Source organism: Mycolicibacter sinensis (assembly GCF_001667375.1).
Classification (GTDB): Bacteria; Actinomycetota; Actinomycetes; order Mycobacteriales; family Mycobacteriaceae; genus Mycobacterium; species Mycobacterium sinense_A.
In genome coordinates this window covers 1-14,094 of sequence record NZ_LZIN01000098.1, presented here as the reverse complement: position 1 = coordinate 14,094, position 14,094 = coordinate 1, and the positions used below count along the sequence as shown (strand labels likewise).

General features: G+C 68.0%; 14 protein-coding genes and 1 pseudogene. 11 read left to right on the top strand and 4 right to left on the bottom strand.

What is annotated here, in order from left to right; genetic code table 11:
- Positions 1-18: 18 nt before the first annotated feature.
- On the top strand, positions 19-1,143 hold the full coding sequence (locus A5771_RS20180; RefSeq protein ID WP_064856977.1) for an NDMA-dependent alcohol dehydrogenase: 1,125 nt from the start codon (positions 19-21) through the stop codon (positions 1,141-1,143).
- A gap of 2 nt (positions 1,144-1,145) precedes the next feature.
- On the opposite strand, the gene A5771_RS20175 is transcribed toward A5771_RS20180, so the two are convergent.
- Both A5771_RS20175 and A5771_RS23530 read right to left on the bottom strand, forming a co-directional pair.
- Positions 1,146-1,784 carry an SDR family oxidoreductase gene (locus tag A5771_RS20175; protein ID WP_064856976.1) on the bottom strand — a complete coding sequence of 213 codons (639 nt, stop codon included), beginning with the start codon at positions 1,782-1,784 and terminating at the stop codon, positions 1,146-1,148.
- A 16-nt stretch (positions 1,785-1,800) separates the two neighbouring features.
- Positions 1,801-1,974 (bottom strand): hypothetical protein, encoded by a 174-nt coding sequence (locus A5771_RS23530; RefSeq protein ID WP_165606182.1) that lies wholly within the window; start codon positions 1,972-1,974, stop codon positions 1,801-1,803.
- A 97-nt stretch (positions 1,975-2,071) separates the two neighbouring features.
- Between A5771_RS23530 and A5771_RS20170 the strand changes: the two genes are divergently transcribed.
- Positions 2,072-2,794: a pirin family protein gene (locus tag A5771_RS20170; RefSeq protein WP_064856975.1), complete on the top strand. Its 723-nt coding sequence runs from the start codon at positions 2,072-2,074 to the stop codon at positions 2,792-2,794.
- 122 nt (positions 2,795-2,916) lie between these two features.
- Positions 2,917-4,005 carry a phosphodiester glycosidase family protein gene (locus A5771_RS20165; RefSeq protein ID WP_064856974.1) on the top strand — a complete coding sequence of 363 codons (1,089 nt, stop codon included), beginning with the start codon at positions 2,917-2,919 and terminating at the stop codon, positions 4,003-4,005.
- A gap of 20 nt (positions 4,006-4,025) precedes the next feature.
- On the opposite strand, the pseudogene A5771_RS23525 reads toward A5771_RS20165, so the two are convergent.
- Together A5771_RS23525 and A5771_RS20155 are read right to left on the bottom strand one after the other, a co-directional pair.
- A pseudogene (locus A5771_RS23525) lies at positions 4,026-4,700 on the bottom strand (Mce protein).
- Entirely contained in the window at positions 4,661-5,254 is a 594-nt protein-coding gene (locus A5771_RS20155) for a hypothetical protein (RefSeq protein ID WP_064856973.1), read from the bottom strand. Before A5771_RS20155 ends, A5771_RS23525 begins: the two are co-directional and overlap by 40 nt.
- A gap of 422 nt (positions 5,255-5,676) precedes the next feature.
- Between A5771_RS20155 and A5771_RS20150 the strand changes: the two genes are divergently transcribed.
- Genes A5771_RS20150 through A5771_RS20115 form a run of 8 tightly spaced genes read left to right on the top strand, consistent with a single transcriptional unit; the run spans position 5,677 to position 13,988 of the window.
- A complete protein-coding gene (locus A5771_RS20150; protein ID WP_064856972.1) occupies positions 5,677-6,546 on the top strand; it encodes an MlaE family ABC transporter permease in 870 nt (289 codons plus the stop codon).
- Between the two features lie 3 nt (positions 6,547-6,549).
- Complete coding sequence (locus A5771_RS20145) at positions 6,550-7,407, top strand: ABC transporter permease (RefSeq protein ID WP_064856971.1); 858 nt, start codon at positions 6,550-6,552, stop codon at positions 7,405-7,407.
- Positions 7,407-8,993: an MlaD family protein gene (locus A5771_RS20140; protein WP_064856970.1), complete on the top strand. Its 1,587-nt coding sequence runs from the start codon at positions 7,407-7,409 to the stop codon at positions 8,991-8,993. Before A5771_RS20145 ends, A5771_RS20140 begins: the two co-directional genes overlap by 1 nt.
- Complete coding sequence (locus A5771_RS20135) at positions 8,990-10,081, top strand: MCE family protein (protein WP_064856969.1); 1,092 nt, start codon at positions 8,990-8,992, stop codon at positions 10,079-10,081. Before A5771_RS20140 ends, A5771_RS20135 begins: the two co-directional genes overlap by 4 nt.
- 4 nt (positions 10,082-10,085) lie before the next feature.
- The gene (locus A5771_RS20130; protein ID WP_234783138.1) at positions 10,086-11,123 is read left to right on the top strand and encodes an MCE family protein; all 1,038 of its coding nucleotides are present in this window, start codon (positions 10,086-10,088) and stop codon (positions 11,121-11,123) included.
- Complete coding sequence (locus tag A5771_RS20125; protein ID WP_082947358.1) at positions 11,120-12,292, top strand: MCE family protein; 1,173 nt, start codon at positions 11,120-11,122, stop codon at positions 12,290-12,292. Before A5771_RS20130 ends, A5771_RS20125 begins: the two co-directional genes overlap by 4 nt.
- A 38-nt stretch (positions 12,293-12,330) precedes the next feature.
- The gene (locus A5771_RS20120; RefSeq protein ID WP_064856967.1) at positions 12,331-13,536 is read left to right on the top strand and encodes an MCE family protein; all 1,206 of its coding nucleotides are present in this window, start codon (positions 12,331-12,333) and stop codon (positions 13,534-13,536) included.
- Positions 13,533-13,988 (top strand): MlaD family protein, encoded by a 456-nt coding sequence (locus tag A5771_RS20115; RefSeq protein ID WP_234783137.1) that lies wholly within the window; start codon positions 13,533-13,535, stop codon positions 13,986-13,988. The genes A5771_RS20120 and A5771_RS20115 overlap by 4 nt, the downstream gene beginning before the upstream one ends.
- Positions 13,989-14,094: the final 106 nt, after the last annotated feature.

The window sequence follows — 14,094 nt, the reverse complement described above, 5'->3', positions numbered from 1 at the left end:
CTGGCTAAGATCGCCCGCATGAAGACCAAGGGCGCATTGTTGTGGGAGCTGAACTCGCCGTGGCGGGTCGACGAGATCGAGCTGGGCGACCCGGTCGACGGCGAGGTCCAGGTCCGGGTGCATGCCGCGGGCATGTGCCACTCCGACTACCACCTGACCACCGGAGCCACCCCGATCGGTCTGCCGGCGCTCGGCGGCCACGAGGGCGCCGGGGTCATCACCAAGGTCGGCAAGGGGGTGACCGGCCTGGAAGAAGGCGACCACGTGGTGATGGCCTTCATCCCGGCCTGTGGTTCCTGCCCGCCGTGTATGAAGGGTTTCCGTTCGCTGTGTGACCGCGGGGCAGTGCTGCTGGGCGGCAAGGCCATCGCCGACGGCACCAACCGGATCCACGCCGGGTCGCATGAGGTCTCCCCGATGAACCTGCTCGGCACCTTCGCCCCGTACATGACCGTGCACGCCGATTCGGTCGTCAAGATCGACTCCGACGTGCCGTTCGAGACCGCGGCGATCATGGGTTGCGCGGTGCCGACCGGGTTCGGGTCGGCCACCAACGTCGCCGAGGTCAAGCCCGGCGAGACCGTGATCATCATCGGCGTCGGCGGGATCGGCATGAGCGCCCTGCAGGGCGCGGTGCTGTCCGGTGCACGGCGCGTCATCGCGATCGACCCGGTGGCGTTCAAGCGCGATGCGGCCGTCAAGTTCGGGGCCACCCACGTCTACCCGTCGATGGCCGAGGCGATCATGCCGGTCATGGAGGAGACCTGGGGCCTGATGGCCGACAAGGTGATCATCGCCGTCGGCGACATGAAGGGCGAGTACATCGAAGAGGCGCTGACCCTGACCGCCAAGACCGGCACCTGCGTGGTCACCGGCATGGGCTCGATGGTCGACGCCGACGTCAAGCTGAATCTGTTCCTGTTCACCATGCTGCAGAAGACGTTGAAGGGCAACATCTTCGGCGGCGGCAGCTCCCACATTGAGACGCCGCGGCTGGTGGGCCTGTACAAGTCCGGGCTGCTCAAGGTCGACGAGATGATCACCACGACCTACAAGCTGGAGAACATCAACGACGGCTACGCCGACATGGTCGACGGCAAGAACATCCGCGGCGTCATCACCTTCGACGAATCCGACTGGTAAATCTAGAGGATCGGCCGTCCTCCGGTGACGGCCAGGCGCGCCCCGGAGATGTAGCTGGCGTCGTCGGAGGCGAGCAGCACATAGCTGGACGCGAGTTCGGCCGGTTGGCCGGCGCGGCCCAGCGGCACGTTGTCACCGAACGACGCCACCGCATCGGGCGGCAGCGTCGAGGGGATCAGCGGCGTCCAGATCGGGCCGGGCGCCACGCTGTTCACCCGGATCCCCTTGTCGCCGAGCAGCTGCGCGAGACTCGCCGAGAAGTTGGCGATCGCCGCTTTGGTCGCCGCGTACGGTGCCAGGCTGGGGTTGGGGGCGTCGGAGTTGACCGAGGAACTGCCGATGATCGACGCGCCGGCGCCCATGTGCGGCAGTGCCGCCTTGATCAGATAGAAGTACGCGCCGATGTTGAGCTTGAAGGTGTAGTCCCATTCGTCGTCGTTGATCTCGTCCAGGCTGGGATGACTCATCTGGTAGGCGGCGTTGTTGACCAGCACGTCGATGCCGCTGTCTCCGCCGGTAATGACCGTACGTTTACCGGTCAGCTTGCCCGAGCCCTGATAGCTGGTTTCACCGCAGTCGGGCACCGGCTGCATCCCACTCTGAACCCCGGGCGGTTTCTGCTGCTGTTCGGGAAAACCCATCGGTCGGCCTTTCTGATCAAGACCCCGGCGGCGGGCCGGCCAGCGGGATGTCCGGATCGTCGTCGGCCGGCGGCTCCGGGTCGCGCCACTCCTCTACCCGGCTGGACCGGTTGCCCTGCAGCGTGCCTCGCAGCTCCGCCTTGAGCTGGTCGTCTTCCCGAGGACTGTGGTTTGCGCTTTCGCGTTGCATCGCGGACACCTACCTGCTTGTCGAACGGAATGCCGCCTGCAGCGCGTACCCGAAGAGCCGGGCAGGTAATCTCCGGCCGCGCGCTAGCCTGGCGGTCATGACCGGCTTGCGCGAGGTGCGCCGGGCCGCCGACCGGGCGGTCACCCGTGCACCGTGGCTGACGTCGCGGCATTCGTTCTCGTTCAACGACTACTACGACCCGGACAACACCCACCATGGACTGCTGCTGGTCAACAACGACGACGTGGTGGCGCCGGATTCCGGCTTTGACACTCACCGGCATCGCGACGCCGAGATCGTCACCTGGGTGCTGTCCGGCGAGTTGACCCACCGCGATTCGCTCGGCAACTCCGGGGTGATCCGCCCCGGACTGGCCCAGCGGATGTCGGCCGGCACCGGCATCGCGCATTCCGAACGCAACGAATCGGGCAGTGAGCCGGTGCATTTTGTTCAGATGTGGGTCATCCCCGACACGCCCGGCGGCACCCCGGGCTATCAACAGCAGGAGATCGGCGACGCGCTGACCGGCGGTGGGCTGGTCACCGTCGCCTCCGGCAGCGACCCGCAGGCCGCGATCACCATCGGCAACGCCGGCGCCACGCTGTACGCCGCCCGGCTGCGGCCCGGTGGCAGCGTTGAACTGCCCGACGCCCCGTACGTGCATCTGTTCGTCGCGCGCGGCCGGGTCGAGTTGGAGGGCACCGGCGCGCTGCACACCGGTGACGCGGTCCGCTTCACCGGCGGCGGCGGCCCACGGGTGCGCGCCGAAACGGCGGCGGAGCTCCTGATCTGGGCTATGCAGGCCCCACTCGGCGGCTGATCACGCCGATAACCGATCCGGCACCGACGGAGCACAGTCCGATCACGGGACGCCACCCCGGCGGTTTCTGTGGCTAGCCTGGGAACTTGGTGTCTGCCGGTCCGGAGCCGAAGGGGCAAACATTGCTGACTCCAAGGGCTTTCGCGCGCCGCCTGGCGGCCGGTTGCAGCGCGGTGCTGCTGTTCGCCACCCTGGCGTTCGGCCCGGGCCTGCCGACCGCGCGCGCGGCCGCCCAAGACCAATTGGCCGCCGCGATCGCCCGCACGCCGGGCTCCTACGTGGTCTACAACTTCGGCGGCGGGCATCCCGCACCGATGCTCAACGCCGCCGGCGACTGGTATGAGATGTCCGGCGGCGGGCACCTCGTCGTGCTCAAGGCGGCCTCGCAGCGCATCGAGCCGCACCTGCTGGTCGACAGTCACAGCGGTGTCCAGAGCCGCTGCGAACGCGATCCGCGGGCCCGCACCAGCGAGGGGCTGCTGCAGGCCTCCGAGCTGTATACCCCGCTGCAGGCCTGGCAGGCGCTGGGCCGGCCGATGGTGGCGATCAACGCCAACTTCTTCGACATCCGCGGCCAGCGCGGCGGATCCTGGCGGACCACCAAATGCAGTTCCCCGCTGGGGGCCTACGTGGACAACACCCGCGGCAAGGGCCGGGCCAACGTCGCCGTCACCGGCACCATCCCTTACGCCGGCAAGCAGGGACTGTCCGGCGGCAACGAGCACTGGTCGACGCTGACCACGATGATCCTGCCGACCCGCGGCGCGCCGTATGTGTTGTGGCCGCGCGGCGGCCGCGACGGCGGGGACTATGACGCGGCCGGGCCGACCATCACCGGCCTGGTGGAACGCGGGGACCGGTTCGTCGCGGTAAGCGGGCTGGGGCTGCTGGCGCCCGGCGTCACCGGGCAACTCAACGACGGCGGGCCCAGCGCGGCGCGCACCGCGCTGGGCTATTCGCGGGCCAAGGACGAGATGTACATCTTCCAGGGCGGCCACTACACCCCGGACAACATGCAGGACCTGTTCCGCGGCCTGGGCAGCGATCACGCCGTCCTGCTCGACGGCGGTTCGTCGTCGGCGGTGGTGCTGCGCCGCGACGCCGGCGGCATGTGGACCGGCGCCGGTGTGCCGCGCGGGTCGTGCGACACCGCGCAGGTGTTGTGCGACGCCCATGAACGCGCACTGCCCAGCTGGTTGGCGTTCAACTAACGGCGGGCTGCCGCCATTGCTCAGGGCATGTCGACCTTGGCGGCCAGCCAGCGGCCGTTCACCTTCTCCATGGTCATCACGATGCGGCTGCGGTCGATCCGCGCCTGCGGCTAGGCCTTGTTGCTCACCGACTGATCGACGAACAGCAGCACCTCGACCTGGTTCTTGGCCGCGGACTTGACCGCCGCCTCGATGACGGTGCCGTGCGCGGCGGCCTTGTTGTCGATCAACAGTTGGCGCAGCTGCTCGCTGGACGCGGCGTACATGTCCTTGAACTCGCCGGTGGCCCCGTCGAGCACCTCGGCGAAGTTCTTGTCGATCGCCGCCGGGTCCACCCCGGTCAACACCGTGGTGTACTTCTGGGCGGCGTCGAGCGCCTGCGCGGCGGCCACCTCGCGCTGATGGTGGGCGAACAGCAGCCAGCCTTCGTAGGCCGCGCCGATCACGCCCAGCGCCAACACCGCCACGGCGATCCCTCGCCGCCTCGTGCTGCCCGGGCCGGCACCGGCGTCGACGGGCTGCGGTTCGTTCGTTGCCGTGTCATCGGTTGCCGTGTCGAGGACAGCCTCGTCTTCGACCTCGACTTCGACGTGATCGTCGGCCGAATCCGTCTCCTCCGACACGTGACCGAACCTACCCGGCAGCAGCGGGAGTCTCAGGTGCAGGCCCCGGAATTGCGCAACGCGCTGCCCCATCCGGCGGCGGAATCGATATGGGGACGGGCGAAGCCCGCCGGCTGCTTCTTGCGCATACTGTCGGCGATGCGGGACAACTGGAACAGCACCCCGGTCAGCTGCTCGCCGCCGTAGATCGGCGAATACGGCCCGTAGTTGTCGGGGCTGTTGCGGATCGTCAGCGGCTGCAGGCGCGGCCCCAGAAAACCCGTCGACCGGTCGATGTTGGCCAGCACCGCATCGGCCTGCGGCTGCACGCCGGGGTAGACGTCGTGGCGGTCGGCCAGGGTGCGGTTGAAGTCGTTGATCTGGCCCATCAGCGGGTCGAACTGCGCGGCGAACCACTGGCAGGAGTCCGACATGCCGCTGATCATCTCCGGCGTGACCTGATAGGTGAACGTGTTGTACGGCCAGAAGTCCATATGGGGTGACCAGTGGGTGGGCGTCGGCACGAACACCGGAAGGGCCGGCGGCTGGTTGGAATCAGCGACGGCGGGGCCCGGGACCGGCAGCACCCCGGTCGCCGCCGCGCAGGCAACCGCACCGGCGGCGGCCCGCGCCCACCATTTCCGCATCGACAGTCTCCCCGCGCTCGGTTTCGTCCGCGTCGAGTATCGCCACCGCGGCCGCCCGCAGCACACTGAATCCGCGAAATCGGTGCTACCGGTGAGTAACCCGGCGGTTAGCGAGGCTCGACGGAGGAGAGCCGAAGCTGGACCGCCGAATCAACCGGCCATAAGCCGAGTCATGTTGCTCGAAGTGCTGCTACCGGGGCACCGTCTCCGACATCATTGCCGGATGAAACGCCGCGCCGACGTCCGATGAGTGCTCGTCGGACCGCCGCGCCGCACATCTCACCGGTTCCTTCGCCCGTCGGTGCCGGAATCGCCGAACCCTACCTTGGAGTAAGAACGGTGGCTACCATGTCCGCCATGGATCATCGGCCCAGCGCGGAATCGCCGACAGTCGGTGGTCGCAAGTGCACGGTCGGCGACCGATGACCACCCAGGGTCAACGTGAATCCGGCGATAAGGCGCCCCTCGACGGGGTGGCCGCCATTGAGGACTGGACCGTCGGCTACGTCAACCGCCACCCGCTGGCATCACTGACCACCGTCGGGGAGCAGTGTGTGCTGGCCGTGCGCACCGTGCAGTACTTCTTCACCGATCTGTTCAGCGGCCGGTTCCAGTGGGGCGAGTTCGTCCGGCAGAGCGCGTTCATGGCCAACACCGCGGTATTGCCGACGGTGCTGGTGGCGCTGCCCATCGGGGTGACCCTGTCCATCCAGTTCGCCCTGCTGGCCAACCAGGTGGGGGCGACGTCACTGGCCGGCGCGGCTGCCGGGCTGGCCGTCATCCGCCAAGCCGCGTCTCTGGTGGCGGCGATGCTGATGGCCGCCGCGGTCGGCTCGGCGATCACCGCCGATCTGGGCTCGCGCACCATGCGCGAGGAGACCGACGCCATGGAGGTGATGGGCGTCTCGGTGATCCGCCGCCTGGTCGTGCCGCGCTTCGCCGCAGCCATCATGATCGGCGTCGCCTTGACCGGGATCACCTGCTTCGTCGGATTCCTGGCCAGCTATCTGTTCAACGTCTACTTCCAGAAGGGCGCGCCCGGCAGCTTCGTGGCGACGTTCTCCTCGTTCGCCACTACCGGCGACATGATCGTCGCGCTGATCAAGGCGGTGGTCTACGGCGCGATCGTCGCGGTGGTGTCCTGCCAGAAGGGGCTGTCCACCCGGGGCGGACCGGCCGGGGTCGCCAACTCGGTGAACGCGTCGGTGGTCGAGTCGATCCTGGTGCTGATGATCGTCAACGTCGGCATCAGCGAGCTCTACAACGTGCTGTATCCCCGGACGGGTCTGTAAGAGATGGCGGTCTCTCAGTACGTCCCGGCGATCGCGCGCCCACTGCTGCGCGCCTACCGGATGGCGTCCGCCCCGACCGTCCGGCTGGGACACATGCTGGTCTTCTTCGGCCGGGCCGCGGCCGGTGTCCCGACCGTCCTGCGGCACTACCGCAAGGAGTTCTTGCGCCTGCTCTCCGACATCGCCTGGGGCAACGGCTCCATCGTGGTCGGCGGCGGGACCGCCGGGGTGGCCGTGGTGCTCGGATTCACCGCCGGCGCCCTGGTGGCGATCGAGGGCTATAACTTCTTGAACCTGCTCGGTCTGGGTCCGGCGACCGGCATCATCTCCTCGCTGGTCAACACCCGCGAGCTCGCGCCGATCATGGCGTCGCTGGCGTTCGCCATGCAGGCCGGCTGCCGCTTCACCGCACAACTCGGCGCGATGCGGATCGCCGAGGAGATCGACGCCCTCGAGTCGATCGCGATCAAGCCCATCCCCTACCTGGTCACCACCCGGCTGCTGGCCGCGACCATCGCGGTCATCCCGCTGTACGTGGCCTGCCTGGCGATCACCTACCTGACCTGTCAGGTGGTCACCGGCGTCATCAGCGGCGGCTCGATCGGGCCGTACCTGCACTACTTCACGATGATGCTGAGCGGCAAGGACATCGTCTACTCGGTGATCAAGTGCGTGGTGTTCGTGTGGCTGGCTTCCACCGTGCAGTGTTACTACGGCTTCTACGCCTCCGGCGGGCCCGAAGGCGTCGGAGTAGCCGCCGGCCGCGCCATGCGGGCCTCCATCACGATCGTGATCATGGTCAACATGCTGCTGACGATGGCGTTGTGGAGCATCGACGCCGGCGCCAGGTTCGGTGGCTGATGGGCAACTCACTCGACCTCGACGGGCGCGGCCCCTCCGAACGCCAACTGCTGGGCGCCGGGGTCGCGGTTCTCGCGGTGATCGCGTTGGTCACCGGGGGCCTGCTGGCCAAGTCCACCGGCATGCTCAACAGCTACGTGCGAGTGGTGGCCGACCTGATGAACGTCGGCGACGGCCTGCCCGCCCAGTCCGACGTCAAGTACCACGGCCTGCTGGTCGGCAACGTCACCGACGTGGTACCGGCGGCCTACGGCAAACCCAACTACGTGCACATCAACCTCAAACCCGACTACGCCAAGGACATCCCGACGTCGGTGACCGCCCGGGTGGTGCCCTCGAACGTCTTCGCGGTGTCGTCGATCCAGCTGGTCGACTCCGGTACTGGCGGGCCCACCATTCGGGACGGCACGCACATCGCCGAGAACGGCGAATTGTCGACGGTGATCTTCCAGACCACCGTCTCCAAGCTGCGCGACATCCTGGCCGCCACCGGCCGCAGCCGCGAAGACCACAGCCTGGGCATTCTGGCCGCCGTCGGCGCGGCCACCGATAATCGGCGCGTCAAGCTGCTGGGCGCCGGCGCGAACATGTCCCGGCTGCTCGATCAGCTCAACGGCATCGTCGCCACCGACCCCGGGCCGTCGACGGTCTCGGCGCTGCTCGACGCCACCCACGGCCTGCAATCCACCGCCCCCGACCTGGTCGACGCCCTGCACCAGGCCGTCGCGCCGATGCGAGCGTTCGCCGAAAAGCGCGCCGAGCTGGCCTCGTTGGTCGCCGGCAGCCAGCACACCGTCGGTGTCACCCGCGAAGCCCTCGACAACCACACCGATCAGCTGATCCAGATCACCCATGACCTCACGCCCGTCATCGGCGTGCTGGCCAACAACGCCGACAAGTTCGTTCCGATCTTCACCCGGGTCAACCGGCTCTCCGACAAGTTCTTCGACCAGCTCTACGACCCCAAGTTGGTCACCAGGAACATGCGAGCCAACCTGTCCTTCACCCCGATGCACACCTACACCCGGGCGGACTGCCCGCAGTACGGCGACGTGAAGGGCCCGAGCTGCTTCACCGCGCCGATGATCTCGGTGCGCCCCGAGCTGCCCGAGAACATGCTGCCGCAGAACTACAACTTCCCCGCCGGCCTGGAGCCGCCGGCGGGCACCGAGATCGGCCCCGACGGGAAGCTGCGCGCCGTCGGGCCGCCGCTGGTGGACCCCAACCGCAGCCTCGAGGACACCAACCCACCGCTGCCGTGGTGGACCGGGCCCTTCCCCCGGGTTCCCAGCACCGCCGACCCGCTCGACCCTGCTCCGCCGCCGCCGCCGAGCCCGATCATCCCGGCGCTGCCCCCGGCACCGGAGTGGCAGCCGGCGGCGCCGGTGGCCCCGGCGTCCTACGGCGGCAACGTCGGTCCCGTCGGCAGTCAGGCCGAACGCAACCAGCTCGGTCTGATCACCGGGCTCGTCACCGGTCAGAGCGAGCCGGCCTCGGTGGCCACCCAGCTGCTGCTGGGTCCGGTCGCGCGGGGCTCGGCGGTCTCATTCGTCCCGGCACCGGCGAAAGGCGGTGGCCACAAATGAGATTCCGGGGCCCCTTGGTCGGGCTGTCTCTGTTCATGGTCATCTCGTTGGTGTTGACCTGGCTCGTGTATGCCACGCTGCGCCGTGACGTGGCCGGCGCGACGACGCCCTACGCGGCGGTGTTCACCGACGTCTACGGGCTGCGCGAAGGCGACGACGTCCGGATGGCCGGGGTCCGGGTGGGCCGGGTCGAAAAGGTGGAACTGGACGGGAAACTCGCGAGCGTCTCATTCATCGTCCAAAGCGACCAGAAGCTGTACAGCAACACCGTCGCGTCGGTGACGTATCAGAACATCATCGGCCAGCGCTACCTCGGATTGTCGCTCGGTGCCAGCGAGGGCGCCCCCGGCCAAGAACGAATCCTGCCGCGCGGCAGCGTGATCGGGGTCGAGCGCACCGAACCGTCCTTCGACGTCGGCGCCCTGCTCAACGGGTTCAAACCGTTGATGTCGCTGCTGAATCCCAAACAGGCCGACGATCTGACCAAGGGCGTGCTGCAGTCGCTGCAGGGCGACCAGGCCTCGATCACCGCACTGGTCGATCAGTCGTCGACGCTGACCGCGACACTGGCCGGGCGCGACGAGGTGCTCGGTGACCTCATCACCAGCCTGAACAGGCTGACCGGCACCATCGCCGGGCAGAACGATCAGCTCGACCATGCACTGACCCAGGCGCGGACCGCGGTCGCCGACCTCGATGCGCGTCGACCGGCCCTGCAGTCCTCGGTCGGCTCGCTGGCCCAGGTGACGCGACAGCTCTCGCGGATCGCCGACGAGGTCTTCCCGTCATTCCAGGAGATGATCAACCGGGAACCCGGTTTCACCAAGCACATGGCCGGAATCGAACCGCAGCTGGCGTTCACCGGCGCCAACCTGCCCCTGGTGCTCAAGGGCCTGGGCCGGGCGTTCGGAGACGGCGCCTACGGCAACGCCTACCTGTGCGATATCAATGCGACCGGCTTCTTCCCCGGCTTCAACGACATCACCACGATCATCGTCAACGCGGCCACCCCCGGCAATGCCCGCCCGATAACCCGGGAGAACCTGGCGTGGCACACACCGAGATGCAGGAACACCGCCGATGGGTAGCGCCATGAAGTTCGTCCGTCAGTGGCGCACGCGACCGCTGGAGTCCTACAACACCACCTGGCTGGGGTTCGGGGCACTGGCCGTGGTGGCCGTCGTCGTGGCCGCGGCACTGTCGGTCAAGGTGCTCGGCTTCGGCTACACGCGCTACACCGCGGAGTTCGCCCAGGCCGCCGCATTGGCCCCCGGCAACCCGATCGTGGTCGCGGGCATCGAGGTGGGCCGGGTATCGAGCATGCGCCTGGCCGGTGACCACGTCGAAGCCGGCCTGACGGTGCGCAATGACATCCCGATGGGCAAGGACACCCGGGCGACGATCCAGGTGATGACCATTCTGGGCTCGCGCTATCTGCGGTTGGAGCCCGACGGCCCAGGCTCACTGCCCGGCAAACGGATCACCCTCGCCCACACCGAGGTGCCCTACTCCCTGGAGTCGCTGCTGGAGGACGCCACCACGACGTTCGACCAGGTCGACTCCGACCAGTTCGGGCAGTCCCTGGCCGTGCTCGGCCAACAATTGAGCGGACTCCCGCCGGTGATTCCGCAAGCGATGGCCAATCTGCACTCGCTATCCAAGATCACCGCCGACCGGCGCGATCAGCTTGGCACCCTGCTCGCGAGCACCCAGCGGGTGGCCACCACACTGCGTAACCAGCAGACCAGCTTGGGAAACCTGGTCGATCAGGGCCAGGACTTCATCGGAGAACTGGTGGCGCGGCAGAACACCTTCCACGCCATGCTGGCTGCGCTGACCAATCTGACGGGCAACCTGAACAACGTCGTGGTCAACGACCGCCTGATGCTCGACGACATGCTGGTCAACCTGCGTGCGCTGTCGGACATGCTCGGCCAGCATGACGATCTGCTGCGCAGCCTGATCCAGTCCGCGCCGCCGCCCTTGCGGGGCCTGACCAACGCCACCGGCTACGGCCCCGGTATCGAGTTCTTCGCCGGAAACGGCATCGCGATCGACTCGTGGATGTGCGCGATCAGCGGCCGCGCAAAGCAGTTCGGCATGATCGAGTACTTCAAGGACTGCAAATGATCGCGGCACCGGCCGTCCTCGCCGACGAGCCGATAGAAGAACCGGGCACCGGTAACGGCAAGGGTCGGCGGCGGGTCAGCGCACTGGTCGCCGCACTGGTCGCCGGCGCGCTGATCCTGGTCGCGGTCGGCGGCTACTACCTCAACCCGTTCGGCGGACACCTCACCGTCACCGCCCAATTCGACAGCGCCGCAGGGCTATACCAGGGCAACGTGGTCGCGGTGCTCGGGATGCCGGTGGGCAAGGTCAAGAAGGTCACCCCGAAGGGGGGATACGTCGAGGCCGAGTTCACCGTCGACCGCGATGTGAAGATCCCGGCCGACGTGCACGCCGTGACCATCAACACCTCGATCCTCACCGCGCGGCAGATCGAGCTGACCCCGGTGTATGCGGGCGGCCCGGTGTTGGCCGACCGCACCACCATCGGGCTGAACCGCACCCGGACACCGGTGGCATTCGATCGCGTGCTCGACATGCTCGACAAGGTCTCCAAATCGCTCGGCGGCGACGGCAAAGGCAATGGCCCGGTGGCCGACGTGATCAACGCCGGCGCCGATATCGCCGATGGCAACGGCGAGAAGATCAAATCCGCGCTGAGCGAGTTGTCGCGCGCCCTGCAACTGAGCTCCGACCGCGGCGAGGCGACCGGCGATCAGTTGACCACGATCATCACCAACCTCAGCTCGCTGATGGACGCGGCGGCCCGCAATGACGCGAAGTTACGCCAATTCGGTTCCACCACACGCCAGTTGAGTCAGATGTTGGCCAACGAGGATTTCGGGACCGGGCGTACCGGCCGCAAGTTCAACGAGATCGTCACCCAGGCGACGACGCTGCTGCAGGCCAATCGCGACCACCTCAAGCAAGCCATCCTCAACGGCGACACCGCGGTGACCACCCTGGTGGAGAAGCAGCGCGACCTGGCCGAGCTCATCAATCTGCTGCCGCTGACCCTGGAGAACATCTACAACACCGTCGACACCAACAACGGAGCGGTCCGCCTGCACGCCCTGGCCGACAAGATTCTCGTCGACAGCCAAAGCACCAAGGAGCTGTGCAACATGATGCACCTTCGGCAATTGGGTTGCGGAACGGGGACTTTGGCTGACTACGGGCCGGACTTCGGCCTCACCTACGTCCTCGACGGCCTTTCGATGATGGGACAGTAGACGTGAGACAACGACGCAGACGGGCACCGAGGACGGCCATGGCATTGCTGTGCAGTGCGGTCATCACCTCGTCGGCGGCGGGTTGCGGCACCAGTGGTCTGAACAGCCTGCCGCTGCCGGCGCCGGGCATCGGCAGCGGGGGGTATCTGATCACCGCGGTGTTCGCCAACGCACTGAACCTGCCGGGGCACGCCAAGGTCAAGCTCGCCGGTGCCGACATCGGCCAGATGGAGTCGATGGCGGCCCGCAACTACACCGCGGTCACCACGCTGCGCATCATGGACGGTGCCCGGATTCCGGTGGGCAGCACCGCGGAATTGCGTTCGGCGACACCGCTGGGTGATGTGTTCGTGGCGATCAAGCCGCCGGTGCCCCTCGACCCGTCGGCGCCGCTGCTGAAAGACGGCGACACCATCGGGCTGGAGTCCACCGCGTCGGCGGCCACCGTGGAGTCGGTGCTGAGCTCGGCGGCGCTGCTGGTGAACGGCGGTGCGGTGCAGAACTTCACCAATATCGTCAACGGAGCCGGAAAGGCGACCGGTGACCAGGGCAAGGCGTTCGGAAAGCTGATCAACCAGTCCAACGAACTGCTGACGAAACTCAACGCCCGTTCCGGCGAGATCGAGACGGCGCTGCGCGAGACCAGCAGACTCGCCGACCAGCTCGATGCGCGCAGCGCCGCGCTCACCGACGTCCTCAACGCAGCAGGTCCGGCGACCGACACACTGGTGGACAACACCAGCCAGCTCGCCGACCTGGTCGAGGAACTGGGCGCGACCAGCCGCCAGCTGGCCCGATTCCCCTCGATCGCCGGGACCGACGATTCCGGGCACAGTTTCATCAAGGACGCCAACACGCTTGCCAGCGCGTGGAACGATGTGGCCACCGACCCCAACACCAGCCTGTACGCCCTGAACCGGCTGATCGCACCTATCGTCAAAATGACGGTCGGCTCGGGTGTTTCGGTGCACGCCAGCATCGACCGCCTGGTGTGGGGTTCGATGCCCGACGCCGGGTTCAAAGGCGACCCGGCGTTTCACGGCCCGAAGCGCTACGACTGGGCCAAGATGGCCGGTTCGATCAAGTACGCGCTGTGGCGGCTCCAAGAACGCGTGGTGGGGCGCGGCCCGGACTCCGACATGGGGCAGGCGCCGTGGACCGCGGTCGGTCCGCCGATACCCCCGACCCCGGCGGAAGCCGAGTTGGCCGAGCCCGGGCCGCCGACACCGGGGCCGACACCATGATCGAGGCACTCAGCCGGCGCCTGGTGGCCCTGGTCCGCGCCGGCTACCGGCGCAAGAACCTGCTGTCCGGGCTCGCATTGGCGATGACACTGGTAGTGGCGACCGCCTACCTGCTGGTCGGGGCGCTGCAGGTGAATCCGGCGCGCTCGACCTACCAGATCACGATCGCGCTGCCGGATTCCGGCGGGTTGCTGGCCAACCAGGACGTGTCGGTGCGCGGGGTACCGGTGGGCCGGATCGAGTCGTTGCGGGTCACGCCGAACGGCGTCGACGCGGTCGCCAACATCTCCTCGACGGTCCAGATCCCGGTGGCCAGCACGGTGCGGGTCTCCGGTCTGTCGGCCGCCGGCGAACAGTACATCGACTTCGAGCCGCCCTCGAACACCGGCCCGTTCCTGTCCGGCGGCAGCGGGGTGGGCCGCGCTCACGCGCCCCCCCCCCTTACCATATAGCCCCGGCTGGGCCCCCCCCCCCGCCTGCGGGGCCCCCCCCCCCCCCCCACCCCCCCCCCCCACGCCCCCCCCCCGGTCGCCCGGGCTCCGGTGGGTGTTCCGGGCC

Excerpts from the sequence above, each read along its gene's own strand:
- A5771_RS20180 (WP_064856977.1), top strand. The coding sequence starts at position 19 with ATGAAGACCAAGGGCGCATTGTTGTGGGAGCTGAACTCGCCGTGGCGG.
- A5771_RS20175 (WP_064856976.1), bottom strand. The coding sequence starts at position 1,784 with ATGGGTTTTCCCGAACAGCAGCAGAAACCGCCCGGGGTTCAGAGTGGG.
- A5771_RS23530 (WP_165606182.1), bottom strand. The coding sequence starts at position 1,974 with ATGCAACGCGAAAGCGCAAACCACAGTCCTCGGGAAGACGACCAGCTC.
- A5771_RS20170 (WP_064856975.1), top strand. The coding sequence starts at position 2,072 with ATGACCGGCTTGCGCGAGGTGCGCCGGGCCGCCGACCGGGCGGTCACC.
- A5771_RS20155 (WP_064856973.1), bottom strand. The coding sequence starts at position 5,254 with ATGCGGAAATGGTGGGCGCGGGCCGCCGCCGGTGCGGTTGCCTGCGCG.
- A5771_RS20150 (WP_064856972.1), top strand. The coding sequence starts at position 5,677 with ATGACCACCCAGGGTCAACGTGAATCCGGCGATAAGGCGCCCCTCGAC.
- A5771_RS20145 (WP_064856971.1), top strand. The coding sequence starts at position 6,550 with ATGGCGGTCTCTCAGTACGTCCCGGCGATCGCGCGCCCACTGCTGCGC.
- A5771_RS20140 (WP_064856970.1), top strand. The coding sequence starts at position 7,407 with ATGGGCAACTCACTCGACCTCGACGGGCGCGGCCCCTCCGAACGCCAA.
- A5771_RS20135 (WP_064856969.1), top strand. The coding sequence starts at position 8,990 with ATGAGATTCCGGGGCCCCTTGGTCGGGCTGTCTCTGTTCATGGTCATC.
- A5771_RS20130 (WP_234783138.1), top strand. The coding sequence starts at position 10,086 with ATGAAGTTCGTCCGTCAGTGGCGCACGCGACCGCTGGAGTCCTACAAC.
- A5771_RS20125 (WP_082947358.1), top strand. The coding sequence starts at position 11,120 with ATGATCGCGGCACCGGCCGTCCTCGCCGACGAGCCGATAGAAGAACCG.
- A5771_RS20120 (WP_064856967.1), top strand. The coding sequence starts at position 12,331 with ATGGCATTGCTGTGCAGTGCGGTCATCACCTCGTCGGCGGCGGGTTGC.
- A5771_RS20115 (WP_234783137.1), top strand. The coding sequence starts at position 13,533 with ATGATCGAGGCACTCAGCCGGCGCCTGGTGGCCCTGGTCCGCGCCGGC.